General features: G+C 44.1%; 27 protein-coding genes and 2 tRNA genes. 24 read left to right on the top strand and 5 right to left on the bottom strand.

Annotated elements, in window-relative coordinates; genetic code table 11:
* Window positions 1-144 precede the first annotated feature (144 nt).
* The 13 genes from CIK04_RS03975 to CIK04_RS03915 all read left to right on the top strand — a co-directional run bounded on the left by CIK04_RS03975 (window position 145) and on the right by CIK04_RS03915 (window position 11372).
* Window positions 145-426: a Flp family type IVb pilin gene (locus CIK04_RS03975; RefSeq protein WP_094866471.1), complete on the top strand. Its 282-nt coding sequence runs from the start codon at window positions 145-147 to the stop codon at window positions 424-426.
* 62 nt (window positions 427-488) lie between these two features.
* Window positions 489-1262 (top strand): pilus assembly protein CpaB, encoded by a 774-nt coding sequence (locus CIK04_RS03970; protein ID WP_176463281.1) that lies wholly within the window; start codon window positions 489-491, stop codon window positions 1260-1262.
* Window positions 1263-1264: 2 nt separating this feature from the next.
* The gene (locus tag CIK04_RS03965) at window positions 1265-2590 is read left to right on the top strand and encodes a type II and III secretion system protein family protein (protein ID WP_017422555.1); all 1326 of its coding nucleotides are present in this window, start codon (window positions 1265-1267) and stop codon (window positions 2588-2590) included.
* Window positions 2590-3051 (top strand): ATPase, encoded by a 462-nt coding sequence (locus tag CIK04_RS03960; protein ID WP_097352584.1) that lies wholly within the window; start codon window positions 2590-2592, stop codon window positions 3049-3051. Before CIK04_RS03965 ends, CIK04_RS03960 begins: the two co-directional genes overlap by 1 nt.
* Window positions 3051-4253: a type II secretion protein gene (locus tag CIK04_RS03955; protein WP_097352585.1), complete on the top strand. Its 1203-nt coding sequence runs from the start codon at window positions 3051-3053 to the stop codon at window positions 4251-4253. The genes CIK04_RS03960 and CIK04_RS03955 overlap by 1 nt, the downstream gene beginning before the upstream one ends.
* Entirely contained in the window at window positions 4250-5515 is a 1266-nt protein-coding gene (locus CIK04_RS03950; RefSeq protein ID WP_017422557.1) for a CpaF family protein, read from the top strand. The genes CIK04_RS03955 and CIK04_RS03950 overlap by 4 nt, the downstream gene beginning before the upstream one ends.
* Window positions 5512-6429 carry a type II secretion system F family protein gene (locus tag CIK04_RS03945; protein WP_080537178.1) on the top strand — a complete coding sequence of 306 codons (918 nt, stop codon included), beginning with the start codon at window positions 5512-5514 and terminating at the stop codon, window positions 6427-6429. The genes CIK04_RS03950 and CIK04_RS03945 overlap by 4 nt, the downstream gene beginning before the upstream one ends.
* Window positions 6426-7304: a type II secretion system F family protein gene (locus tag CIK04_RS03940; RefSeq protein ID WP_094866473.1), complete on the top strand. Its 879-nt coding sequence runs from the start codon at window positions 6426-6428 to the stop codon at window positions 7302-7304. The genes CIK04_RS03945 and CIK04_RS03940 overlap by 4 nt, the downstream gene beginning before the upstream one ends.
* Window positions 7297-8427 (top strand): lipopolysaccharide assembly protein LapB, encoded by a 1131-nt coding sequence (locus CIK04_RS03935; protein ID WP_097352586.1) that lies wholly within the window; start codon window positions 7297-7299, stop codon window positions 8425-8427. The genes CIK04_RS03940 and CIK04_RS03935 overlap by 8 nt, the downstream gene beginning before the upstream one ends.
* The gene (locus CIK04_RS03930; protein WP_017422561.1) at window positions 8424-8951 is read left to right on the top strand and encodes a TadE family protein; all 528 of its coding nucleotides are present in this window, start codon (window positions 8424-8426) and stop codon (window positions 8949-8951) included. The genes CIK04_RS03935 and CIK04_RS03930 overlap by 4 nt, the downstream gene beginning before the upstream one ends.
* Window positions 8941-9522, top strand: a complete 582-nt coding sequence (gene tadF / locus CIK04_RS03925; protein WP_097352587.1) for a tight adherence pilus pseudopilin TadF — start codon at window positions 8941-8943, stop codon at window positions 9520-9522. The genes CIK04_RS03930 and tadF overlap by 11 nt, the downstream gene beginning before the upstream one ends.
* A complete protein-coding gene (locus CIK04_RS03920) occupies window positions 9476-10804 on the top strand; it encodes a TadE/TadG family type IV pilus assembly protein (protein WP_097352588.1) in 1329 nt (442 codons plus the stop codon). The genes tadF and CIK04_RS03920 overlap by 47 nt, the downstream gene beginning before the upstream one ends.
* Window position 10805: 1 nt before the next feature.
* Window positions 10806-11372, top strand: coding sequence for an OmpA family protein (locus CIK04_RS03915; protein ID WP_038940141.1), 567 nt, complete (start codon window positions 10806-10808; stop codon window positions 11370-11372).
* 239 nt (window positions 11373-11611) lie between these two features.
* Here CIK04_RS03915 and CIK04_RS03910 read toward each other — a convergent pair whose 3' ends face one another.
* Window positions 11612-11992 (bottom strand): cystatin domain-containing protein, encoded by a 381-nt coding sequence (locus tag CIK04_RS03910; protein ID WP_097352589.1) that lies wholly within the window; start codon window positions 11990-11992, stop codon window positions 11612-11614.
* Window positions 11993-12156: 164 nt separating this feature from the next.
* On the opposite strand from CIK04_RS03910, the gene CIK04_RS03905 reads away from it, so the two are divergent.
* From CIK04_RS03905 to CIK04_RS03890, 4 genes are all read left to right on the top strand, one after another.
* Window positions 12157-13083: an endonuclease/exonuclease/phosphatase family protein gene (locus CIK04_RS03905; protein ID WP_097352590.1), complete on the top strand. Its 927-nt coding sequence runs from the start codon at window positions 12157-12159 to the stop codon at window positions 13081-13083.
* 192 nt (window positions 13084-13275) lie between these two features.
* Window positions 13276-13362, top strand: a tRNA-Leu gene (locus tag CIK04_RS03900).
* Between the two features lie 32 nt (window positions 13363-13394).
* A tRNA-Cys gene (locus CIK04_RS03895) sits at window positions 13395-13468 on the top strand.
* A gap of 219 nt (window positions 13469-13687) precedes the next feature.
* On the top strand, window positions 13688-13942 hold the full coding sequence (locus tag CIK04_RS03890) for a hypothetical protein (RefSeq protein ID WP_038940145.1): 255 nt from the start codon (window positions 13688-13690) through the stop codon (window positions 13940-13942).
* 65 nt (window positions 13943-14007) lie between these two features.
* Here CIK04_RS03890 and CIK04_RS03885 read toward each other — a convergent pair whose 3' ends face one another.
* Window positions 14008-14796: a lipase gene (locus tag CIK04_RS03885; protein WP_039453327.1), complete on the bottom strand. Its 789-nt coding sequence runs from the start codon at window positions 14794-14796 to the stop codon at window positions 14008-14010.
* Between the two features lie 117 nt (window positions 14797-14913).
* A complete protein-coding gene (locus tag CIK04_RS03880) occupies window positions 14914-16317 on the bottom strand; it encodes an anion permease (protein ID WP_097352591.1) in 1404 nt (467 codons plus the stop codon).
* A 276-nt stretch (window positions 16318-16593) separates the two neighbouring features.
* Between CIK04_RS03880 and CIK04_RS03875 the strand changes: the two genes are divergently transcribed.
* From CIK04_RS03875 to CIK04_RS03865, 3 genes are all read left to right on the top strand, one after another.
* Window positions 16594-18153 (top strand): sensor histidine kinase, encoded by a 1560-nt coding sequence (locus tag CIK04_RS03875; RefSeq protein WP_097352592.1) that lies wholly within the window; start codon window positions 16594-16596, stop codon window positions 18151-18153.
* Window positions 18154-18155: 2 nt separating this feature from the next.
* Window positions 18156-18830 (top strand): response regulator, encoded by a 675-nt coding sequence (locus CIK04_RS03870; protein ID WP_176463280.1) that lies wholly within the window; start codon window positions 18156-18158, stop codon window positions 18828-18830.
* Between the two features lie 141 nt (window positions 18831-18971).
* Window positions 18972-19583, top strand: coding sequence for a sugar O-acetyltransferase (locus CIK04_RS03865; RefSeq protein ID WP_038940148.1), 612 nt, complete (start codon window positions 18972-18974; stop codon window positions 19581-19583).
* Window positions 19584-19643: 60 nt separating this feature from the next.
* Here CIK04_RS03865 and CIK04_RS03860 read toward each other — a convergent pair whose 3' ends face one another.
* Both CIK04_RS03860 and CIK04_RS03855 read right to left on the bottom strand, forming a co-directional pair.
* Window positions 19644-20099: an NUDIX pyrophosphatase gene (locus CIK04_RS03860; RefSeq protein ID WP_097352594.1), complete on the bottom strand. Its 456-nt coding sequence runs from the start codon at window positions 20097-20099 to the stop codon at window positions 19644-19646.
* A gap of 15 nt (window positions 20100-20114) precedes the next feature.
* Complete coding sequence (locus tag CIK04_RS03855) at window positions 20115-20486, bottom strand: MazG nucleotide pyrophosphohydrolase domain-containing protein (RefSeq protein ID WP_097352595.1); 372 nt, start codon at window positions 20484-20486, stop codon at window positions 20115-20117.
* A 182-nt stretch (window positions 20487-20668) separates the two neighbouring features.
* On the opposite strand from CIK04_RS03855, the gene CIK04_RS03850 reads away from it, so the two are divergent.
* From CIK04_RS03850 to CIK04_RS03840, 4 genes are all read left to right on the top strand, one after another.
* The gene (locus CIK04_RS03850; RefSeq protein ID WP_039452165.1) at window positions 20669-20944 is read left to right on the top strand and encodes a nitrogen fixation NifW family protein; all 276 of its coding nucleotides are present in this window, start codon (window positions 20669-20671) and stop codon (window positions 20942-20944) included.
* A gap of 35 nt (window positions 20945-20979) precedes the next feature.
* A complete protein-coding gene (locus CIK04_RS33155) occupies window positions 20980-21153 on the top strand; it encodes a hypothetical protein (RefSeq protein ID WP_165387208.1) in 174 nt (57 codons plus the stop codon).
* A 290-nt stretch (window positions 21154-21443) separates the two neighbouring features.
* Window positions 21444-22379 carry an iron chelate uptake ABC transporter permease subunit VctD gene (gene vctD / locus CIK04_RS03845; RefSeq protein ID WP_038964234.1) on the top strand — a complete coding sequence of 312 codons (936 nt, stop codon included), beginning with the start codon at window positions 21444-21446 and terminating at the stop codon, window positions 22377-22379.
* Window positions 22372-23322 (top strand): iron chelate uptake ABC transporter family permease subunit, encoded by a 951-nt coding sequence (locus CIK04_RS03840; RefSeq protein WP_097352596.1) that lies wholly within the window; start codon window positions 22372-22374, stop codon window positions 23320-23322. Before vctD ends, CIK04_RS03840 begins: the two co-directional genes overlap by 8 nt.
* The last annotated feature ends 4 nt before the right edge of the window (window positions 23323-23326 follow it).

Raw genomic sequence — 23326 nt, 5'->3', positions numbered from 1 at the left:
ATTATATTTATAGTGCTATAACGTTTTTTTATCATAATTTTGCATTATGTATATATAAATCTTATTCATTGGCGTTTGTTATTCCATTAGTTTAATTTGTCTTCACCCCATAACGACACATTTTAAAGTTAATAAGAGGATAATATGTTTAACAAAGTTATGACAAAAGCGATTGAGTGGAAGTTAAACCTTAATCAAGGTCTTCGATCTCTAAATGAAGATAAACGCGGTGTAACGGCGGTAGAATACGCGATTATCGCAGTGGCAATGTCTGCAATTATTTTGTTTGTTTTCAAGGATGGTACTCTAAAGCAAACTCTTAATAATGCGATGAGTGCTATTTCATCAAAAATGACAGAAGCTGGAACCGTTAGTGGCACAGGTGGCACAGGTGGTGCTGCAGGTGGTGGTGCAACAGGCGGTTAATTACTTCCCAATATAGAATGGAGGGAAACCTCCATTTTTCTCTTAATAAAAAAGACAAAACAATGAATAGAGCCATTATCATTCTCTTCCTTTCCCTTGCAATATTCAGCACGCTGTTTTTTCTTATGGGTGATATGTTTGAGACTGAAGAAGTTGTCGCAGCAGAACCTGTAGTTGAACCCACTGTAGTCTTGCTTGAATTGGTTCAAGATGTTGAAAAATCTGGGATTGTATCTAAGTCTGTGTACAAGGAAGTTGAAGTTAAGCTATCTGAAGCGCACAGCAATCGACACACACTAAAGAATGAACTGAATATCCAACCGGGCGCGCTTTTTAACCGACCCTTACTCAAAGGAAGCATATTGTCAAACGATATGATCAGTAATCCTGGTGATCGTGATTATATGTTTCTGTCTCTAAAAAAAGATGAAGTGCCTTATTATTATGAACCATCAAGTTCTAATATTATCGAAAATATTACTTTGCAACCGGGTGACAGCGTCAGTTTTGTTTCCACTACATCATCAAGATCTAATCTATTAGAAAATGGCTACAAAGATATTGGACATCTCGTTAGTAAAATCATTATTAGCGATGCAAAGGTCATACAAGTCATTAAGTCAGATAGAAATGTAAATTCTACAAAAACTTCTGAGTCGCAAAACAGTTTGGTAATTGCGTTGAAAGTACCTCAGGTATTGAAGCTAGAAATGGCACAAAAGATTGGTGATATCAGTATTGTTCCTTCCAGCGTAGCCAAACGTTACTTGTCAATTCGCAGTAGCGACATTCTGGAAGATCAATTTGGCGTTAGAGAATTACGTGGTAAGGAATAAAAATGAAAAAAACATTAATGTGTTTACTAATCACCACGATTGGCTTTGTCTCTTCATCGGTTAATTCTAATGAACTAATGAATTTAAATCAGGGATCAGCAAAAACCATTTCGTTGAAACGTCAAATTTCAACCGTATTTGTAGGTGATCCAGAAATTGCCGACTATAAAATCATCGATGAAACCAAAGTAGTGGTTTACGGTGTTGGCCTTGGTGCGACGTCGGTGATTGTCTATGACCGCTCTGGAAATGAACTTTACAACGCGGAAGTGGTGGTTAACAAAAGTCTGCGATTGGTGAAACAGACCTTGATTGCCCGTTTTCCAGATGAGTCTGTCAACATTACCAATGTAGGCGAGCAAGTTATTCTCGACGGGGTGGTAAGTAGTGAGGAAATAAAAGCTCAGATTTATCGTACGGTCGGCGAAATGCTTAAGAAAAGCGTCACTCGTAATACGCTTACTCTACAAGATACGAGCGGTGGACAAGTTGATTCTTTGGATTACACCGCCACTTATATTTACGACAACATTATCAATAATCTCAAGGTGCTGACTACCGAGCAGATCAACGTCAAACTGACTGTCGCCGAAGTCTCGAGCTCGTTTCTATCTGAGCTAGGTGTCTCTTATTCAGACAGTGGTCAGGCGGGACGTTTTGTGAACAAACTGCTTGATTTCACCGCTCAGGACATCGTTGCAGTAATTACCGCAAGTGGTGACGACCAAATTGGTCGTGTACTTGCCGAACCCAATCTTTCGGTGATCTCTGGTGAAACCGCAAGCTTTCTTGTCGGTGGTGAGTTGCCAATCGCCATCCGTGATGAGAGCGGAATTAGCGTGTCTTATAAAGAATATGGTGTGAAGTTGTCTATGGTCGCCAAGGTGACGGATTCGGAAAACATTCGTTTATCACTTTTGCCAGAAGTCAGCTCTATCGACGAAGAAAATAAGACCGCGAATGGTTTGATCAATGTGCCAGCGCTACGTACACGTAAAGCTCAAACAACCGTTCAACTAAAGGATGGCCAGAGTTTTGTGTTGGCAGGTTTGTTAACGTCAGAAGAGCGCGAGTCATTAAGCAAAATCCCTGTATTGGGTGACATTCCTATTCTTGGCGCTTTGTTCAGCCATACAAAATCCAATCAAACCAAGACTGAATTAATCATTGTCGCCACGGTGAACTTGGTTGACCCAGTAAAAGCGGAAGACATCAAACTACCAAGTTTCCGTCGCACCAGTGATATCGAGCGTCTACTGAGAATCGACCTCTCATCAATGAATGAACCTGAGTTGGAAGATACGTTGAACAAAGGGGGATTCAATTAATGAAAAAATGGTTATTGATTTTATTTGTTTTGCTTTTGAACGCTTGTTCAAACGTTAATATTTCAAACACCAGTGTGATGGAACAGCTTCAAGAGAGCTATGAGTTTGATGCAACAGGCAAAGAGTATTCGGTATCTCGCGCCATGTCATTTATTAATGAAGTCAATGAGCGTGAACCAAAAGCAAAATTCAAGATTTACTATCAGCCAAGTGCGAGCGAATTTATCGATAAGCTATTGGTGCAGCTAAAAAGTTCAAAAATTAGCAAGATCCGCTATGAAGTTGAAATTGCACCGAATGAACAGAAAAAAGCCATTCTGATTCAAGCTCAGTATGTTCATATCCGCAGTCAGAACTGTGGAAGCCTCGCTTTTTCAAGCAAAGATGAATACCGATTCGGTTGTGCGTTAGAACACAACCGAAACATTAGTCTGGTCAACCCATTGAAGAGTACTTACTGATGATGGATCTCGATACATTATTTAAAAGTTCATCCTCAAAAAGAAAAGGTGGCAACACCAACCAAGATTTGATCGTTTCTGACGATGCGGGATTTCTTGCTGCCGTTGATGAACTGTACGCAATCGAGGGGTTTGAAAAGCCCCTCAAAGTAACCGATTTGGATGAAGAGACAACGTGGAATCGCAGTGACGTCACCTTAAATCACGTCATTTTGGATATGCGTAATAACCAAAACATGGTGGATGAGGTTTCTGATATTGCGACCCGTCTTGATGTCAGCATCAAGCTATTGGTTATTAGTAATTTTGACTCGATCAAGCTACGAGACCGTGTTCAGTCATGCGGTGCCAGTTACATTCTTTGGGATGAAGAGCTCGATGGATTATTAGCGAGCTTAAAGCGTGACATTGCAGAAGCATCAAAAAGCGGTAAGACGCGAATTGCGAAAAGGATCCTTATCCTGGGCACAAAAGGTGGTATCGGGGTTTCTTGTATTAGTAGCGTGTTGGCCAATGCATTGGTTAAAAATGCCAACCTAAAAACCCTAGTGGTTGATCACGATTCTGGTGCGATGAATGGCGATATTTTTCTCGGTGTTAAGGGGTACAAAATCAAGGAAAACAGTATCGATTTGAATCAGTCAGAGATCGATTCTGCCATTGCCACCACGTATCTGTGTAAAGTGACCGAAAAGCTGGACTATTTGGCTCTGGAAAAAACCACCGCGTGTCTGAGCGATCATGCCTCGACTCTATTTAGCCTCTCTTCGGAACTGGTTGATAAATATAACTTTATTATTGATTCTGTGCCGATGAGCTCCTTTGAAGAGGTTCACGACCAAGATTTGGCGGACAAATATCACCGGATTTATTTAGTTTGTGAACCGTCGGTCTCTTCATTACGCGCTTACAACCGATTCAAAAAGAAAATCGGTAAGGCGGAGCATCAAGTGATTTTCAGCCAGACACGTCCTCACAAAGATTATTTGGTGACCCTAAAAAATGCCAAAGAGCGAATCAAATGCCATTCGTCTGTCGACTTTGCCTATGAACCGGGTTTGGAGCAAAAGCTGATTCAAATGGGAACCAGTGGCTTGATGAAGAGCAAATACGCGACGTCTATCGCTGAAATGGTTTCGTCTCTTACCGGAAAGCAAATCCAGACTAAAAACGCTAAGAAATTCACGTTGTTTAAAAAATGAATCAACTAAAGCAGATCTATCTCGACTTACGAGATGAAATTTTTGACGCGATTGATGCTTCAACCTTAAGTGAAATCAGTAATGAAGAGCTGGCGGAGCAGTTGTCGGAGTCGGTCAATATCTTGATCGACAAAAAGCAGCTTCAGGTAAGTTCGCTAAAGCGCGCCGAGCTTGTTAAAGCGCTTTACGACGAGCTTAAAGGATTGGGACCGCTGCAAAAATTGGTCGAAAATGATGATATCTCGGACATCATGATCAATGGCCCATACGACGTCTTTATTGAAATTGGCGGTAAGGTAGAAAAGTCACCGATCCAATTTGTCAATGAAAAGCAGTTGAACACCATCGCTAAGCGCATCGCGTCGAATGTTGGTCGCCGCATCGATGAGTCTTCTCCTTTGTGTGATGCGCGATTAAAAGACGGTAGCCGTGTCAATATCGTTATTCCTCCATTGGCGATTGATGGCACCTCCATCTCTATTCGTAAATTCAAAGAGCAAAAGATCAAACTAGAAAACTTGGTTGAATTTGGCGCCATGTCGATAGAAATGGCCAAGTTGTTGTCCATCGCCAGTCACTGTAAGTGCAACATTTTGATCTCTGGTGGTACCGGCTCGGGCAAAACAACCTTGCTTAACGCTCTGTCGGGATTTATCGGGGAAGGCGAACGTGTGGTCACCATTGAAGATGCGGCCGAATTGCAGTTGCAAAAGCCTCATATCGTTCGGTTAGAAACACGTCAAGCAAGTGTTGAAGGCACGGGGCAGATCACGGCTCGTGACCTCGTTATCAACGCTCTGCGTATGCGTCCGGACCGTATTATTGTCGGTGAGTGTCGTGGTGCAGAAGCTTTTGAGATGTTGCAGGCGATGAACACTGGCCACGATGGTTCAATGTCTACATTGCACGCCAATACGCCGCGAGATGCAATTGCACGTACTGAAAGCATGGTGATGATGGCAACTGCGTCGCTACCATTGGAGGCGATACGCCGCACCATCGTGAGTGCGGTGGATTTGATTGTTCAGGTAAGGCGTCTCCACGATGGCAGCCGTAAAGTCATGTACATCAGTGAAATTGTCGGGCTAGAAGGTAACAATGTGGTGATGGAAGATATTTTCCGATTTGAAACCACAGGCAGCTTTGATGGAGGCAAGATCCAAGGTGAGTTTCGTTCACCTGGTTTGTCAAAGCGCTCGGTTATTTATGAGCGAGCTCGTTTCTTTGGTTTAGAAGATACGGTGCAGGAGTTGTTCTCATGATGTGGCTAATGGTGCTCTCTTGGGTAGCTCTTGCTATCTATTTTGTCACGCATAAGAAGAAACAAGAAAAAGCGATTCAGCGTATTATCGAGCTCGAACAAGATTTTGAAGGGGTTAAAGGGCAAAGAACCGTTATTGATGCGCAAAAATTTGAAGTGAGTTTTCGCGCCAAAGTTCGTCGTCATTTTAAAGCGTTTGTGACCATTTTGATGCCCAATCCAATTAAAAAGATCGGGTTGTTCTTGTTGGTCACGGCGATCGCGCTCTACTTTATCAACGACTTTATCTTGCAGATGGATTTGTTGACGCTGCTGATGTATGCGCAACCCCCTTTATTTGTCGTGTTTGTGATTAAACTTCAGCAAGCCAAAGCGGCTAAGTTTAAAGAAGATTTTCCCGATGCGCTTAACATACTTTCTGGTGCGCTCTCTTCAGGTCAAAGCATCGTTCATGCATTTGAGTATGTGGGAAATCAGCTGCAAAACGACGTAGGGAAGCAATTTAAGCTGATGGCGGAGCGCTTGCTGATTGGTGAGGACCCCGATGATGTTCTGTCTAGAAGTGCCGCCTCTTTCCCATATGTAGAATACTTTTTCTTTGCGGCGACTATTCGCATAAACCTGAGTCGCGGTGGCCAATTAAAAGAAGTTATCTCTCGTATTAACCGCATCATGTTTGAAGCGCGCGCCGTCGACAAAAAGAAAAGTTCGTTAACGTCTGAAGCGAGAATGTCAGCCAAAATCATTGCTTGTTTACCCGTTATCTTCTTGTTGATTTTGAAATTTACAAGTCCAGAAAATTATAATTATGTAATGTTTGAGGAAGGTGGGAAACCGATATTTTACTACGTTCTTACTAGTGAGATTATTGGATTTATTTGTATCTGGTTTATTTTGCGGGGAGTGAAATCATGAATTTTTCTCTTCCTAGTGTCATATTTATTTTAGTTGCACTTGTTGTTTCTGTTATTGTGGCTATTTTTACCTTAAAAATGTGGGATGAAACCAGAGCAGAAATATCGGTTAGAAAAATAATTGGTTCAACCAAAGAGCAACAGAAACGTGATGATCTTTTTTTGTCATTTTTTAAACGTTTTAGTTTTAATAAAGAAGAAACCAAAAAGAAACTGGTCGCCGCGGGGATCTATAGTGACTTTATCGCTCAAACTTACTATCTATTTAAAATAGTACCTCTGTTCTTAACGATTGGAGGTGGCTTACTAGCAGTGAGTCAAGAGGTCATTGATTTGAATGAAATGATACTAATTGGTGCTTTTGCGTTAATTATTTTTGTTGCTGGTCCGGATTTATACATATCTTCGAGAACGAACACTATCACACGTCACGTCAGCTCACGCTTGCCATTTCTGTTGGATTTGATGAATGTGTGTGTCCATACGGGTATGACCATTGAAGCGACACTCGAGTACCTTGCTAAAGAGCTGCAAACGGTTGATAAATATTTGGCATTTACTGTTAATGTTACGGTGCAAAGATCCAAAGTGATTGGAATAGAAAAAGCGCTTGAGGAATTTTATGAAATGGTGCCCTCAAGTGAAGCACAAAGTTTTGTTATGACGCTTGTTCAAAGTTTGAAATTTGGTTCTTCAGTCGGCCAAGTGTTAGGTACGCTTGCCACCGATATTCGTCAAATAAATATGATGGAACTTGAAGAAAAAATAGGCAAGCTTGGTGCGAAAATGTCAATCCCTATGATTATTTTTATCATGGTGCCAATAATTATTTTGATTATTGCTCCTGGCATTATGAGGATGTTAACTGATGGCTAAATGGATAATTAAATTATTAATTCTTTTCTCGATTGTAGGTTGCTCATCTATTAGTTCGGAATTGCAAACTAAAGAACGTTTGTTATTGAGTTCTGGTGAGAATCAGCAGTTGGTCGAATTCTACAAGGGTAATTTGGCAGAAGTGCCAAGTTATAAGGTGAAATTGGTTAACCTCTATTTAGATATGGGGGATATCAAGTCAGCCGAACTTTATACCAATACTTATACAGCCAAAGACCTAGATGAACCAGATTATATCTACAGTTTGGCGAACTTAAATTATAAGAAAAAACGCTACGATTCGGCATTGCAAGAGAGCGAGAAATTCCTCGATGAAGGTGGAGATGAGGCGGCCTATCATCTGTTGGTTGGTAAGATTTACGCGCAACGTAAAGAGTATGAAACGGCTATTCAACATTTCGAAGAAAGTCGTAAAAGTGGCGCTTCGGATAGAGAGGCGGGCAACAATATCGCTGTGGTTTACCTTTTGCAAAATCGTTATGTCGAAGCGACGGAAATTCTTTATGACCTTTATGTCGCTATGCCAAGTGATGCCAAAGTTCGGTCAAATCTCATCATCTCATCTGTGCAGTCCAACCGCCCTGATATTGCTCTGGAAGTGCTAAAACATGAAAAGGGCGAAGAAGAAGCGAGAAAACAGTTGGCGGCATTAATGAAAACTGTCAACAAAGGAAAGAACAAAGGGAAGAAAGCCGTGCAGCCACAAGTCGCTCAAATAAACAAAGACACGACCCGAGCTACTGTTGTACAGACTGCTCAAGTGACACCAAAAGCGCCAGAGGAAGCGAAAAAAGTGGAGCGGGTCAAGCCAGTTGATAACGTAGTGCCTGTAAGTAAGCTCGATGTGAATAACCTCAAGCCTAAAGCGCCATCACTGTATCGTATTCAAGTGCTGGCTTCATACAAAGCGGTACCGAACGACTATCTCAATTTCCTAAAAGCAAACTACGGTACCGTCTACTCGTATACGCATGGTTTATGGAAGCGCTACTGCATTGGTGAATTTACTGACATAGAGGAAGCGAAAACCTTTCTTAATAGCTTAAACATCAAAGGTGCCTTTGTTGTGGATTACACCAAGAAGAGGTATGTCGAGCTATGAAAAAAAGGCAGAAGGGTGCCTTAACCGTTGAGGTTGCACTTGGTTTACCTGTTTTACTCATCATGGTGTTTAGTTGGATTGAGCTCTGTATGCTGAGTTATTCAATGAGTGTTTCCGATCATGCTTTGACACTGTCGGTTATCAAGACCAAAAAAGCGGGAACATCCAATGCCACGACTCCACAGGAGTATCAAAAACTGTTGGAAAAAACCATTAACGAAAATGCCGGTGTGGCGTGGAAATACTTGGCCAAAGAAGAAAGCGTTAATATTACGGTTGATTATTTCAAAAACTATCAAGACTTTGTGACTTGCAATGTCGGTTATGACGACATTGAAACTTGTCCTGAACGAAAAGACAAACCGAAGGATATGGCGATAGCGATGTATCGTATGCAGTACACCTACAACACGATTTTGGATGGTATTTTGCCAGACTTTCAAGTGAGGCGTGAGCTTATGGCTATTCAAGAATATGAGCGTTGCGCATTCAAAATTGGTGGAGGGTCGGGTTGTGAAAGCTAAGCAACAGGGTGCTTTTATGGTGGAGCTAGCGCTAGTTCTCATGTTTTTTTCAGGCCTGTTTGTTGTGATGGCCAATTATGTTGTTGCCATCAATACCAAAGGACTACTCGACCGCGCCGCTTATTCACTCACAACGATCATGGCGGAAAGAAAGCAGTTTTTTGATGGTGAGTTGGATATCTGTGGTAGAGGCGATCCTTACTGCTCTGAAACAAAGAGAGCCGTGAACTATCTATCCAAAGCCTCCCTAAAGCGCATGATGCCGGGCTTTGAAGAGGTTAAGTTCGGCGTGTTTGTCGAGCAGCTGGCGGTAGATGGCGATAAGCCAAGCAACTTTCGCAAACGTTATAAAAATTTTAGTAGTGGCGCGACCGACGGTTGCAATTTGCCAAATCTAGACAGTCTCACTAAAGAAGAGGCACTAGAGCTGTTGCCAATTACCTCTCGCAACCGTCGGCTACCGATGTATCAAATCACGCTTTGTTACGAAACGCCGTTTAATATCTTTGGCTTGGCTGAGGGTAATGTCATTAAAGCGGTATCCACGTCATTTTCGTTTGCGAGGGTCTAGTATGTCCATCAAAAAGCAACAAGGGGTCGCAGGCATTATCTTTATGGGTATGTTGCCAGCACTTGTCGTCATTATGGTGTTCTCGATGCAAATGACTCAAAGGCATATGGCACACGCCAAAATTACAGAAGCGGCGGAAGTAGCGAGCTTGGCTTTAATTGCGAGTCCAAAAGAAAACGATGAGAAAAACCAAGAATACGCGCAAAAGATTGTTGACCACTATATTGAAGATAATAAAGGCGAAGTCGTGGCTCGAGTGTTTAATCGACGCTGCGAGTACAAAGACGGCTGCGTGCAGCGCAGTGGCGAACTAGCGCCTTTTACCGATTTTGTCGTGTCTGCCAAAACAAAGCACGACTCCTGGATTTCTTACAATGACGGTGAAATGGGATTAACCAAAGACTTTGAAGTTATGGGAACGTCTACGTCTAGAAAATTTCTACCGCAACCTCTAGATATTTACTTCATTATCGATATGAGTGGCTCGATGGTGAATCCTTGGGGAAGAAGTGGCAAGAGGAAATATGATGTAGTCGCAGAAACGATCAACCGAATCGTGGACGACCTGCGGGAGTTTAAAACAGATAGGAAGAGCCGAGTGGCGGTGATTGGGTTTCACCATACTGCAGTTAAGCAGGTTGGCAGGCAGCGTACGGCGTTTGACTATTCATCATATAGGACGCCGTCTGGCACGGTGAATAATATGTTTACGGCACCGAAAATCCACTCGCGGAACGATTCCGGCAATATTAAAACATTCGAGGATATCCCCTTAACTGAAGACTATGACGCTTTTCTAGCTAAGTTCAACAGTTCAAATTATTACGCTTCCCCAAACGGCCTAACTGAATCTTGGCAAGGCATTATTGGTGCAGCTCAAATGGCTGAGCAAGCCACGGACTTAAATCCAGAGCAAGTATTTATTTTGCTTTCTGATGGTAGAGATGGTGATTTTGTTCGCTACTACTTGGAAGGTAGGCAGTGGCGTGAAGTTCGATACAATAAATATCTAAACAGACTTGTAAAGGCAGGTTTGTGCGAAAAGTTAAAAACGAAAATTTCACAAAAAAGGAACGTTTTCCAAAGTGAAAACCCAAGCGACAAAGCGTCAAAGACCAAAGTGACGATGGGTGTTATTGGGGTTAACTACGTTGTAGAAAAAAACGATGGGATTGGCGACTGCTTTGGTCACGACAATATCTATCATGCCAAAGAAGGCAATGACGTATACAAATATATTTTGAATCTCATTAATGAAGAGACAGGTAGACTTAAGGATTAAAATGAAAAAAACACTGCCTTTACTGTTACTGGTGCTGCTTTCCAATTATGCCCAGGCCAATTGTGTCAATACATCAGAAGAACAGATCATAACCAAAACATTGCTATCAACGCATTACAAAACCACACAAAGCGAAGGCTCGATTGTGGTTGATGAAGGACAGACGGAAGCCCGAGTCTTGAATCGTGATGTGCAGAAAGTAAAAGCACAAAACAGCAGTGAACATTGCTTCTTCGATGAGAAAAAAATGTCACTGGTGCTGAATTACCAGCACAACAAATTTGGTTTAACCGATATCCATCAAGATGCGATTCGTAGCTATATCGGTATTGTTGACCCAAATCGTAAAATTTCAGTGGAAGGGCATGCCGACAGCACAGGCTCAGATACTTACAATAAGCAGTTGTCTGCAAGACGTGCAAACACCGTCGCCCGTTTCCTCAAAAATGATTTGGGTTTAGGCAATCGAATCGTAGAAAAAGCGTTCGGTGAAACCACGCCAATCTGTGCCGCGGAAGAAAACCAGCAGAATGGTTGTAACCGTCGAGTCGTTCTCACTTTGGAGTAGCCGATGGGCTTTCTGGCGGTTATCTGCATTTTGATCATGATGTGCGGAGCTTTGAGCGGCATTTAGCCTTTTACCGCTTAAAGTGATTAAAAATCCCCTTATTTTAATCAGATAAGGGGATTTCTTTTTGTTCCCCCCAACGCCTTGACACAAGGGTTTTTGAGAGTTTCTCATGGTGCCCTAACTGGTACGCCAAGTCGTTTGGGTATTTGTGTCTTGAGGAAGGTTGTTATGCGAGTTTATTGCTGACAGAACAAGCCTAGCTTAGCCGTTTGGGTAATTTGATATTCGCCTTTCAGGTTACGGTAAACAATCGTATTCCATTGGCTGCCATTCTCTAGCTGAAATTCTATTGCGTAGTTAACACCACTGACCACTTGAGTATGAACCGATGTGATTCCTTTTAGTGGCGAGTTTGTGTTCATTTGCTCTAACACTGCGTCCACGGCTTGCATAACTTGATGATCGACTTCTGCATCGTGCCACCCTCCTGGCATGCTCGCTTGGGAGTCGCAGATAGCTTTACCAACACGGTTATTTGAAGTTTGTCCTTGAGGTTCTTGCTGACATCCTGCCAGTAAAATTAGCGTTGCCGCTGCAACTGCTAGTTTTGCTTTCATGGGGATACCTTGTAGTGAATTGAAAGAGAAGTATAGCCAAGTCTATCGACTGTCTATGTACGGAGAGTGTCAGAAAAGTTTGAAATTTAAGAAAAATGGAGCAGCCTCTCTAATAAACATTGCTAGACTAACTAAGGTAGCGGCTCAATAGGTATGACTCAGCAATGCTTAAAAGTTATGGCTTGTGGTTCATTATCATTCTTTGCTCCCTTTTCTACTGGGGGGTAAAAGCGCAGACCCATTTGTGGTGGGCCGAAAACATATCGGCTTATCCCGCACTGTTTATTTTGCCTCTCGCGGTTGTCGCATTCATCAGTTTGGGGATACGCGCGTGGACACCAATGTTAGCTTCCATTGGGCTCATTGTTTATTTCACGGCCATTGGTGTCCCGAAAGGGATGGTTTCGGAAGGGGAGTGCCGAAATAGCGTCCGTCTATTTCAGTACAATATGCTGTTCTCTAATCAACATGTCGACCAATTGATCGATTACCTATCAAAGGTGCAACCTGATCTCATTTTGCTACAAGAAGTGACGGCTCCACACTTAGAGCGGCTAAAAGTGTTGGATGACGTTTACCGCTATCGTTTCGGTGGCCAGCCGAAAGTCGGCCTACCGTCGCATCAGCTTATTTTTTCTCGGCAACCTTTATATGGGATGGATGTTTTTTATATCGAAGGCTATCAAAATTTCGTCCGAGGCATTTGGCAAGTTGATGAGCAACACCCTGTATTCCTGCTTACCGCTCATCCGCCTTCTCCTCGCAACAAAGAGATGTGGTTGAGACGCAACGCACTTATTCAGGCATTAGAACACCAAGCGACACAAAGCCCGACGAAGGATATTTTAATCATGGGCGACATGAATCTTTCTGCAAGCAGTGAGCGCTTTGACACGCTTTTTTCTGGAATGCAAACTGCCCCTATTGCAAGTTGGCCAAACTTACCGACGTTGACACTGCCGTCATGGCTGCAAATTTCCATCGATCACTTATGGCTCAACAGTGATTTTGCTATCTGTAAAAGGGAGTCTATCGATGAAGTGATCGGTTCGGATCATCGAGCTATCATGACTTATCTAAACATTCAATGAGAGTGCAAAACGGCAGAGTGTTGAAAAATCCCCCATACTGCGCGCGAACCGTACTGAGGCGATGGCAAACTAACCATTTGATTCAAAAAGTTTGTTTTTGTTATTGACCCAAATAAAAAATCCGTTAAAGTACGCCTCGTTCTCACGGCGAAGGTCGTTAGAGCAGGTGGTGTTACCATCGCAGCATGCGTTGCCCTGGTGGTGAAATTGGTAGACACAAGGGATTTAAAATCCCTCGACTTTCGAGTCGTGCCGGTTCAAGTCCGGCCCGGGGCACCATCCTAACTCAAACCAGCAATGGTTATCTAAAAGGCGCGTTGGCAGAGTGGCTATGCAGCGGATTGCAAATCCGTGGACCTCGGTTCGACTCCGGGACGCGCCTCCATTCTCTTTCCTTGTTCTCGTTCCGTTCATTCGCGACCTTATTCAATAATTCCTTGTAATCATTGATTTAATCTTTGTTTTTTCTTCTCTCTCTTTCATTTTGTTTCAGTGACAAACGCGATGTGATCTGCGACGCAACGATTGCGTTATTACTCTAGCTATTTTATAAACTACATGAATCGTTTTTGATTAATGGATAACGTTAACTAGAGGTAACAACATGGAACAGTTGGGCGACATTTTAATTGTTTTGATTATTTTCACCGCCATTTTTGGTAGTGGCATGCTAAAAATCTTTTTAAATCATCGTGAAAAGGTTAAAGCGTTAGAGTTGACGAAAACGGAAGGTGCGTCTGCTGATGTGCAAAGAGAGATGCAGCAGCAGATCGACAAACTCACAAAGCGCGTGATTGTGCTAGAGAAAATCGTCACCGACCAAAAATATCAGTTGGAAAAAGAGATCGCTTCCCTGTAGCAAATGTGGGCATGAAAAATTATCGAGAAGAGACCGTGGGTCTCTTTTTGCTTTTGAGCGTTTGTTTATCGTTCGTCAAAAAAATCTTTATTTCGGATGTATTTGCTCATTAGGTGGTAAGTGAATGGTCGGATAAGCCAACTGAGCACTGAGCGCCCCAAGCGTTCATAAGTCGGGGTATTTTCATAGATTCTACCGTTATAGAGCCAGAGCAATTTTCCACTGTGAGAATACAGGAAGGGCAATGGTGGCATAAAGGTAACGATATCGAGGTCGCAGCAAATTCGATAGGTTTTATGTGCCAAAGAATAGTGTTTGGCGAAGCGCCAGTCGCCAATGGCCGGTTGGCCAAATGTGACCACACGTTTAATTGATTTTGGGTATTTTCGCTCAAAATAATCGGCAAAAACACAGCCAATGGCACCACCAGAGGAGTGACCAGTGATCGCGATACGCTTCCCCTCTTTGATGCGTTCAAGCAAAATCTGCTCAAGTTTTTCAAGTACCGTCATTCCTAAGTGATCTTGATTCCTTGATGGTTGGCTCTCTTGAGTTAACAGGTGATGGAACCCAGCATGAATACGATAGGGAAGACCAAGAGACTGGGTGCTTTTTGTCCATAATGCGAAGTTAAGCAGCCAGTCGCTAAGGCTGTGTGAGCCTTTAATGACGACCACCACTTCATCCGCATTTTTACTCCACAGCACTCGAATCATGGTTTTGCCAAATTGATTTTTAATGATGCGTTGTCCATTTGGATCGAAACCATAGCGTGTTTGCTTAAACACCCTTGGATAGGCGAGATTACACAGGACAGCGTAGCGTTCGTATTGATAACGTTTGAGTGGTTTCACGGTGAACATGTGACTGAAGTTCTTGAAGCCATAGTGCAAAGCGAAGATGAAATAAAAATGACAAACGAAAAAACAGGGCGTTTAAGCCCTGTTGTACATCGTTTTTTCGCGCCTTTATTACCAAAGGCCGAGCACTTTCCACCACATACCTCCGACAAAGATGAAAATGGGGACAACGATCAGTGAGAAGACAAAGCCGATCTTCCACCAGTTCTGTAAGCTGTGGAATCCAGCGCCAAATAGAATCGGCGCGGGGCCAGACGAGTAGTGAGTGGTCGACATATACAAGTTACTAAAAATACCCAACACAATCGCAGCCAGCATGGGTGGTGCACCTGCCGAGATGGCGATGGCTAAGAAAGCGGAATACATGGCGCTGATGTGAGCCATCGCACTCGCCATTAAGTAGTGACTGTAGTAGTACACCAGCAAGAGTAAAATAATGGTGGTTGCCCAACCAAACCCAGATAAAGACTCTCCAATACCATTGCTGAACCATTTGATAAAGCCAAGTTTATTCAGTTCAGACGCCATCATAATGAGCACCGCAAACCAAGTAATGGTGTGCCACGCTTCTTTTTCACTGAGCACTGCATCCCAAGTGATGGTTCGGCTTAGCAATAAGAAGACAAGGCCAATCAATGCGGTCACGGTGGCGTGAATGCCGAGGGTTGGGCCCAGTACCCATAGTGTGACCATGCCAATGAACGTAGCGCACACCATGATTTCATCGCGGGTCATCGCCCCCATTTGCTGCAACTTTTCTTTCGCAATCGCGCGCATTTCTGGCGTCTTTTTCAGCTCTGGTGGAAAGAACAGATACATCGCGAGTGGGATGAGGAAAAGACACAACAATCCGGGCACGATAGCCGCGGCTGCCCAACCTGCCCAAGTAATTTCGACCCCTTGTTCCTTTGCAAAGTTAGCGGCCAGAGGGTTACCAGCCATAGAAGTGAGGAACATAGCGCAGGTAATGGCGTTACATTGGAAAATACACTGTACTAAGAATGCACCAATCCGGTTTTGAGTCCCTTTCTCTGGGTCAGAATCATAGGCACTAGCAACCGAGCGGAAAAGTGGGGCAATGATACCACCACAGCGAGCCGTGGTACTCGGGGTGGCTGGAGCAAACAGTAGATCGGTGAGAACTAAACCATAGGCTAAACCCAGCGAGTTATGGCCCAGTTTAGAGATAAACCAGTAACCGACGCGACGGCCAAATCCTGTGGTAATGAAACCACGTGAAATAAAGAAGGCTGCAGCAATCATCCAAATCGTAGGATGAGCAAAACCATTCAACGCCGTTTTAATGGGCAAAACACCCAACAAAGTTGCAGCGGTTAACCCCAAAAGGGCCATTGCACCAAGGGGCAATGGGGCGAGAATCAAACTGAGTACCGTGGTCACGAAGATGACCATCATTTGCCACGCTTGTTCTGTCAAACCATCGGGGACGGGTAAAAACCACAACACGCTCCCCAAGACAAAAAGGGAAAGCAGCTTTAAGTTTGTGCTATTCATAATCAAACCTCCAAAGTGTTGTGCTCATCTTAAGTGCTCAGTGGCGCCGAAAAGTGAGCCAAATCAATTTCATTAAGGTATTGATTTTTGGTTTTTTAATTTTGTAACTGAGTGAAAAGTCACTTTGAAAAAAGCGTGAGATTAAGAAAATTAAACCAATAAAAATCATAAAATTTAAACCAGCGATCAGAGTCATGTTTTTGTATTGAAAGAGACGGAATACTCTTCACTTCGCGCTATTCTGGAGGCGTCGTTTTCCTCATTAGCCACGATTTGATGACATTATCCTTTACAAGGCAATTGGCCTTCATCCTCAGTTGTACCGTCCTAATTGGCATCGCTGCCTGGTGGAGTTACAGTGCGTATCAATTAGAAAATGTTCTGAACAACCAAATTGCCTTGCGTGCGCAGGTGCAATCACAGCAATTGGCAAAATTGCCCAGTCTCATTGATGCTGTTGAGCGTGAAAATGCACAATGGGTGTCGGAGATCATTTCGGTTGTGCAATTGGTGAGTGACGCTGATTTTATCACTGTCAGCAATGAAGAGGGCATCCGCTTGGCGCATCCGGTGAGTGAGCGTGTCGGTTTACCCGTGGTTGGGGGAGACATTCAAAGGGCACTCAATTTTGGTGAGGCTTATCTCTCGCAAAGCGTTGGTTCTTTAGGCCCTTCGGTACGTTATATTTCACCGATTTTTTCCCCACAAGGGGAAGTGGTTGGCATGGTTAAGGTGGGCTATCTTGTCGAAACGCTCAATCTGTGGAGTCGGGAAAAACTGTTGCCGCTGCTTTTGTTTGCCCTTTCTGCTCTATCGTTGTTTTTACTGTTGTCGTGGCGATTTTCGTCTTATGTAAAGAAACAAATGCAAGATCTCGAGCCTTGGCAATTAAAGCAAGCGTTGAAAACCCATCAAGGCGTATTGGACGCGACTCATGAAGCGGTTGTTGCCATCAATCAACAGGGAAATATTTATTTGGCGAACGACGCTGCGAGAGCCATTCTTCGTCAAAGCGATCTCGTGGGTAAGGAGACCAAACAGCTGGATGACGCCAGTCATCTGTTTCCTTTGGATGGAGAAGATTACATAAATAAAGTCGCGCAGTTTGGTTTAGATGGCGTGATCATCAATCGCGTCACCATGCGTACATCGAATGGGGAATCGGCTGGCGCGGTATTCACTCTGCGTCAGCGCTCGGAGTTGCAAGCACTTTCGGATCGCATCAGTCAGGTCGACAAGTATCTTGAAAGCATGCGAGTGACACATCACGAGCATCAAAACAAGTTGTCGGTCATTTCTGGCTTGCTACAAATGGGGGCGTTTGATAAGGCGCTCTCAGTCTGTTTAGCGCAAGCGGCACAAAATCAAACACGCATAGACTCGCTACAAGGTGTGAAAAGCATGCCTCAGCTAACGGCGTTGCTGTTGGCTAAATTGAGCAAAGCGAGAGAATCGAACCAGTCATTGAATATTTCGTGTTATGGCGATCTCTCCGGATTGACTCAAAGAGTGAGCGAGGAACAAGTGTGCTCACTAGTGGGGAACTTGATCGACAATGGTTTAGAAGCGTGCCAAGGCCAAAACGATGCCACAATGGCGGTGAAATTACATGAAACCGAAGAAGAGTTCATTCTTACTTTTTCTAATAATGGCCCTAGTCTCGATGAGGATCTGGAAAGCTTATGCCGCTGGGGTTACTCGACCAAGAGTGGCACAGGGGAACATGGTATTGGCCTTCACTTAGTGAAATCCATTCTATCCGAGGCACATGGTCATCTAGAGCTCGACAGCGATGAACAAGAAACACTATTTACCGTTTATCTTCCGAAGGAGTGAGCATGATAAAAGTCGTGATTGTAGAAGATGATGAGAGAATCGCCGAGCTTCATCAGTTCTTTATTGCTCAACTGGATGATTTTGAAGTGATAGGAATAGCGGCTAACCTGAGCACCGCCGAGCAACTGATCATTGCCGCGAAACCCGATCTGGTGATCATTGATAACTACTTGCCCGATGGGTTGGGTGTGGAGTTAGTTCAACGCTGTTTGGTGTTACAACCAAAACCTGAGTGCATTGTGATCACGGCTGCCAACGACGCTAACACGGTGAATCTCGCTCATCGCTACGGCGCCTTTGATTATCTAGTGAAACCTGTGAACTACACGCGGTTACAAGCCAGTTTGCTTCGCTTGATGAAGATGAAACAGCTGGTGGATAGCCAGCAAATGGTCAAGCAAAGTGAATTGGATAGCATTTTTCACGCCACCGAACTGGTGGTGGATGAGGTCAGTGGCGTGGATGAGTTTACTTTGCAGCAGGTGGTTTCACTCTTTCCCCACGGCCACAGTGAGCACACCGCTGCCAGTGTCGCCGCGTTACTCGGTGTGAGTAAGAGCACGGCAAGGCGATATCTCGACAAGGCGGTTGAAAGGGGAGCGCTTTATGCGTTTTTGGCGCATGGCAAAGTAGGCCGACCAACGCGTTGCTACCGAAATAAGCCGTTCAACGTGTGATGAGTTCTGTGCAATGGAAATCTGTTATCCCGCTCTCCATTTCAATCAATAGAACTGAAGGAAATCAATCGGTTTTGCTACATTAACGTTTTCCCTTGTGGCGCGGTGGTCATCAAGGCAAACGGTTTAGTGGAGAGAGACATGAGTGTGAGAGAGCGAATGCATCAACAAAAGATTTACTTTTGTGATGATGAGAGTGTGGCGTTGGAGCAGCAAGCTTGCCTAGAAATTCTCTATGATTTTAACCAAACTAGACCCTCAGAAATGGAAAAACGCACGGCGATTTTGCGTGATCTCTTGGCCGATGTAGGTGAAAACTGCTACATCGAACCACCACTAAGAGCCAATTGGGGTAAGCACACACACTTAGGTAATAACGTCTATGCCAATTTCAATTTAACCTTGGTGGACGATACGCACATCTACATTGGCAACTCGGTGATGATTGCACCCAATGTCACCATCGCAACGGCGGGACATCCGATCGATCCTGAACTGCGACGTAAAGTGGCGCAATTCAATATTCCTGTGCACATTAAAGATAACGTTTGGATTGGGGCGAACAGCGTTGTGTTGCCAGGCGTAACGATTGGCGAAAACAGCGTGATTGGTGCCGGCAGTGTGGTGACTAAAGACATCCCAGCGAATGTCGTGGCCGTCGGTAATCCTTGCCGAGTGTTGCGGCCGATTGGAGAACATGACAAACGTTACTTCTATCGCGATAAGGTTATTGACGATTTACCGCAAACCTAAAGCCCGTTAGCGAGATGACGCATCCACTCAGTCCACACTTTTATGGATGCGTTTAACCCGCTATCTATTGAGTGGAATGCGTGAGAGCGGTGAAGGGGTACGTAAGACAAAGTGTTGCCAAATATGATCATACAGCGCTTCTTGCCCTGGAAATTCGGCTAACGATTTGGCTTGCTCTAAATCGCACCAACGATATTCGGTGTGCTCATCATTGAGTGTAACGACTTGATTGTCGTCACAATAGACGACAAAAACAGGAATGTTGACGATAGAGTCACTTTTGACTTGATAAAACTGTTCCAAATATTGGCCGTTGTAGAGTGTTTCTACGTTTATTTGGGTCTCTTCGGCAAACTCTCGAACGATGGTTTGCCAACCGGCTTCGCCTTCTTCGATTCCGCCTGCAACATGGCACCAATAGTTTCCTTTGGTGCGCTTCATCATCAGGATTTTATATTGGCCATCAAAACGGGAAAGTGCCACACCCGATACGGCATGAGATTGAAATGGGATCATATTTGTTCCTAGACGTTAGCGAGAAGATTGAGCGTATTCTTGTTCAAGAGCTTGTTTTTGCACCTCTTTTATATCTGCCCAGTCAGTACCGGATTCAATCGCCGTGACGCGTTGGCTATATTTGATATAGGCTCGGTGCAATATTGAATCTAAGCGGATCTCCGATTCTTTTTCGAGCGCTACGATCGCATTCAGGTAATCCCAGAGCACATCCGCCAATTCATCTTCTAAGTAACACGTACGCTCTCGCGGGATCTCATCGAACACTTCGTCGACTTCCTTTTTCAGTTCGTTGAAATAGGTATGTGGCCCCAAATACCAAGAGTTACTTTGATCGTACTTAGCCTTACGTTGGACCACTTCGAGTAATTGTTCGAAATCTTTCATCGTTTTAGCTCCTTTCGCGATGGGGAGGGAGTGTAGCCTGCGAGGTCGCTGGTTTGTAGCGATCTATGTTGCAATTTGTTGAATCAATTGATGAAAAATGTAGTTGAAGTGGAGTTGGTCTAAGTCAAAGAAGTGAAACGGCGATAGGTCTACACTGCGCAAAATTGACAAGCATACTTCCTATGAGCAAACCATCGATTCAAGACGTCATCACCAGTTTCACTTGCATTGAGCAAGCACTAGACTATTTTGACATCGGCTATGACAGCCGTTTTATTGATGAGTATCGCAGTCAACTGGTTAAACGCTTTAACGGATACTTAATTCTAACTAAACCGGACGATTGGTTCTCGGCAAGAAGAGCACTCAAAAACGCCTATTGCAAAGTACAACGGGGTCGCTTGAACCCACACACACGTCAAGCATGCCGTGGATGTACCTCGTGTCAGCGAAGGTAGATCACAAGGACTTAATATCGTTATAAGGAGCAGGAATGGAGACTTGCGGTAAATGCCGACACTTTTGTCGTGCTAAAGAAAACGTCAAAGATTTATGTGGGGCGTGGGAACAACCTACTTTCGCTAAGCGCGAGGCTTGTGGCTTCTTCATGCCTAAAGCGCACTTCCACACGCAAACTAACGCATTGCAAGACAACAAAAAGGCGTAATTTGTCGCTTTAAACTCAAATGCGACGGCCTCATCTTGTTTAACCAGTTGAATACTCATGAGCGAATCTGTATATTGCGAATGCGCATGATAACACTTCTCAATTGGTATTAAGTACATGGATAGAGATCCGCATCGCCGAATGATACCCGCTTCCCACATTGAGTTCGGGGTAGAGGCAACTGAAACAGCAATCTTTGGCATCTCCTTCGCCGCTTTTGGGCCAGATAATCAATCGTCAAGTCGAAGCAAACAAGCATGGGCCTTTTGCTCTTCTTTCGTGGAGGCAGAGTGAAAAAGTTATTGCTGGCTCTGTTTTTGCTGTCCTTCGCGTCGGTGTTTGTCGGAGTAGGGGATCTTACACCAGCGATGTTGTTGTCTGGGGACACGCAGGCGCTTCATTTGTTCGTGACGAGCCGTTTACCTCGCCTGCTGGCCATATTGCTTTCTGGTGCAGGTTTAAGTATCGCGGGCTTGATTATGCAGCAAATCAGCCAAAACCGATTTGCTGCACCATCGACGTCCGGCACGATTGAATGTGCCATGTTGGGCTACATCGTCAGCTTAGTGTTTTTTGGCAAAGGGGACAGTTGGTTACTGATCTTCAGTTTTGCAATGGGTGGCACATGGTTGTTTGTCACGTTTGTCCAACGAATACAGTTCAAAAATGCCGTGTTTATTCCTCTAATCGGCATCATTTTTGGCAACATCATCGATTCTCTGGCAACGTTTATTGCCTATCGGTATGACTTGCTGCAAAACCTCTCTGCTTGGTCTGTCGCCAATTTCGCCAACCTTTTGCAAGGTGATTACGAACTGCTCTACATTGCGCTTCCGGTGGGAATATTCAGCTATCTCTATGCAACAAGAATTTCCGCTGCAGGCTTAGGTAAGGACTTTGCTCTCAACCTTGGTTTGAACTATCAGCAGGTGGTGGTGATTGGTGTCCTGTTGGTCTCGGTACTTTCCGCCAGTGTCGTCATGATCGTCGGGCAATTGCCTTTCTTGGGGCTGATTGTGCCAAATCTGGTGAGCTATTTTTATGGCGATAATTTACGCCGCAATATCCCTCTGACTGCCCTATATGGCGGCTTGCTGGTGCTTGGTTGTGACTTGCTTGGCCGCTTGATTATTTTCCCTTATGAAGTGCCCATTTCCATGGTGATTGCCATTTTGGGTGGCGCTGTGTTTATCTATCTGATCTTGAGAGGGAAGCAAGGTGTCTGATCGTAGCAAAATGTGGCTTCTGCTGGCGATAAGCCTAGTGATGGTGACTCTGTTTTTGGGCAAAGGACTCACACTGGACAATTATCAATACTTTCTCTCTCGCCGTATCCCCAAAGTGCTGGCGATGGTGTTAGCAGGTGTTGCGATTTCTCAAGCATCGCTTCTGTTTCAGACCGTGACGCACAATCGCATACTGACACCGGGAATCTTGGGATTTGATTCTCTCTATTTATTGGTGCAAGTCATCATTGTGGTGGTCTTTGGCGGTTTGAGTAAGTATGTGCTTAACGCCTACTTGAATTTTGGGCTCTCCGTCGTGGCCATGGTTTTGTTCTCTATGGCGTTATTCGGTTTTTATTTCCGAGGAAAAGAGAAAAATCTGATTACTTTATTATTGGTGGGCTTAATTGTCGGCCAACTCTTCTCTAACGTTGCCTCCTTCTTTGTTTTGATCATGGATCCTAATGATTACGCGACGGTTCAAGCCAGTATGTTTGCGAGCTTCAACAATATTGATACCCAATTGGTTTACTTTACGGCACCAATTTTGTTGATTGCATCGCTGCTCATGTATCGCATGCATGCGGTCATGGATGTGTGTTGGTTAGATAAAGATAACGCCACCAGTTTGGGGGTGAATGTTCGTCAAGTAACCAAGCAGGTGCTGATGTTAAGTGCCGTTTTAATTGCCGTCGCCACTGCGCTAATCGGGCCAATCTTGTTCTTTGGTTTACTCGTGACCAACTTGGCCAGGGAGATGTTTCACACTTATCGTCATGCCCAGCTATTGCCCGGCTGCGCTATTTTGGGCGTCACACTGCTGTTAGCCGGTCAATGGCTGGTGGAAAACGTCTTAACATTTCAAACAACACTCAGCGTAATCATCAACTTTGTGGGTGGCATCTATTTCATGTCGATGTTGCTGCGAAATCGTATTGTGTAGGTAG

This window comes from Vibrio sp. 03_296 (genome assembly GCF_002265885.1).
The sequence above is the reverse complement of the archived record's forward strand: the minus strand, read 5'-3'. Positions and strand labels throughout refer to the sequence as shown.

Coding starts and splice junctions, on each gene's coding strand:
- CIK04_RS03905 (WP_097352590.1), top strand. CDS start 12,157: ATGCTTAAAAGTTATGGCTTGTGGTTCATTATCATTCTTTGCTCCCTT.
- CIK04_RS03870 (WP_176463280.1), top strand. CDS start 18,156: ATGATAAAAGTCGTGATTGTAGAAGATGATGAGAGAATCGCCGAGCTT.
- CIK04_RS03850 (WP_039452165.1), top strand. CDS start 20,669: ATGAGCAAACCATCGATTCAAGACGTCATCACCAGTTTCACTTGCATT.
- CIK04_RS03950 (WP_017422557.1), top strand. CDS start 4,250: ATGAATCAACTAAAGCAGATCTATCTCGACTTACGAGATGAAATTTTT.
- CIK04_RS03855 (WP_097352595.1), bottom strand. CDS start 20,486: ATGAAAGATTTCGAACAATTACTCGAAGTGGTCCAACGTAAGGCTAAG.
- CIK04_RS03865 (WP_038940148.1), top strand. CDS start 18,972: ATGAGTGTGAGAGAGCGAATGCATCAACAAAAGATTTACTTTTGTGAT.
- CIK04_RS03960 (WP_097352584.1), top strand. CDS start 2,590: ATGAAAAAATGGTTATTGATTTTATTTGTTTTGCTTTTGAACGCTTGT.
- CIK04_RS03890 (WP_038940145.1), top strand. CDS start 13,688: ATGGAACAGTTGGGCGACATTTTAATTGTTTTGATTATTTTCACCGCC.
- CIK04_RS33155 (WP_165387208.1), top strand. CDS start 20,980: ATGGAGACTTGCGGTAAATGCCGACACTTTTGTCGTGCTAAAGAAAAC.
- CIK04_RS03930 (WP_017422561.1), top strand. CDS start 8,424: ATGAAAAAAAGGCAGAAGGGTGCCTTAACCGTTGAGGTTGCACTTGGT.
- CIK04_RS03940 (WP_094866473.1), top strand. CDS start 6,426: ATGAATTTTTCTCTTCCTAGTGTCATATTTATTTTAGTTGCACTTGTT.
- CIK04_RS03945 (WP_080537178.1), top strand. CDS start 5,512: ATGATGTGGCTAATGGTGCTCTCTTGGGTAGCTCTTGCTATCTATTTT.
- CIK04_RS03965 (WP_017422555.1), top strand. CDS start 1,265: ATGAAAAAAACATTAATGTGTTTACTAATCACCACGATTGGCTTTGTC.
- CIK04_RS03935 (WP_097352586.1), top strand. CDS start 7,297: ATGGCTAAATGGATAATTAAATTATTAATTCTTTTCTCGATTGTAGGT.
- CIK04_RS03915 (WP_038940141.1), top strand. CDS start 10,806: ATGAAAAAAACACTGCCTTTACTGTTACTGGTGCTGCTTTCCAATTAT.
- CIK04_RS03955 (WP_097352585.1), top strand. CDS start 3,051: ATGATGGATCTCGATACATTATTTAAAAGTTCATCCTCAAAAAGAAAA.
- CIK04_RS03860 (WP_097352594.1), bottom strand. CDS start 20,099: ATGATCCCATTTCAATCTCATGCCGTATCGGGTGTGGCACTTTCCCGT.
- CIK04_RS03875 (WP_097352592.1), top strand. CDS start 16,594: ATGACATTATCCTTTACAAGGCAATTGGCCTTCATCCTCAGTTGTACC.
- CIK04_RS03880 (WP_097352591.1), bottom strand. CDS start 16,317: ATGAATAGCACAAACTTAAAGCTGCTTTCCCTTTTTGTCTTGGGGAGC.
- CIK04_RS03975 (WP_094866471.1), top strand. CDS start 145: ATGTTTAACAAAGTTATGACAAAAGCGATTGAGTGGAAGTTAAACCTT.
- CIK04_RS03970 (WP_176463281.1), top strand. CDS start 489: ATGAATAGAGCCATTATCATTCTCTTCCTTTCCCTTGCAATATTCAGC.
- CIK04_RS03910 (WP_097352589.1), bottom strand. CDS start 11,992: ATGAAAGCAAAACTAGCAGTTGCAGCGGCAACGCTAATTTTACTGGCA.
- CIK04_RS03920 (WP_097352588.1), top strand. CDS start 9,476: ATGTCATTAAAGCGGTATCCACGTCATTTTCGTTTGCGAGGGTCTAGT.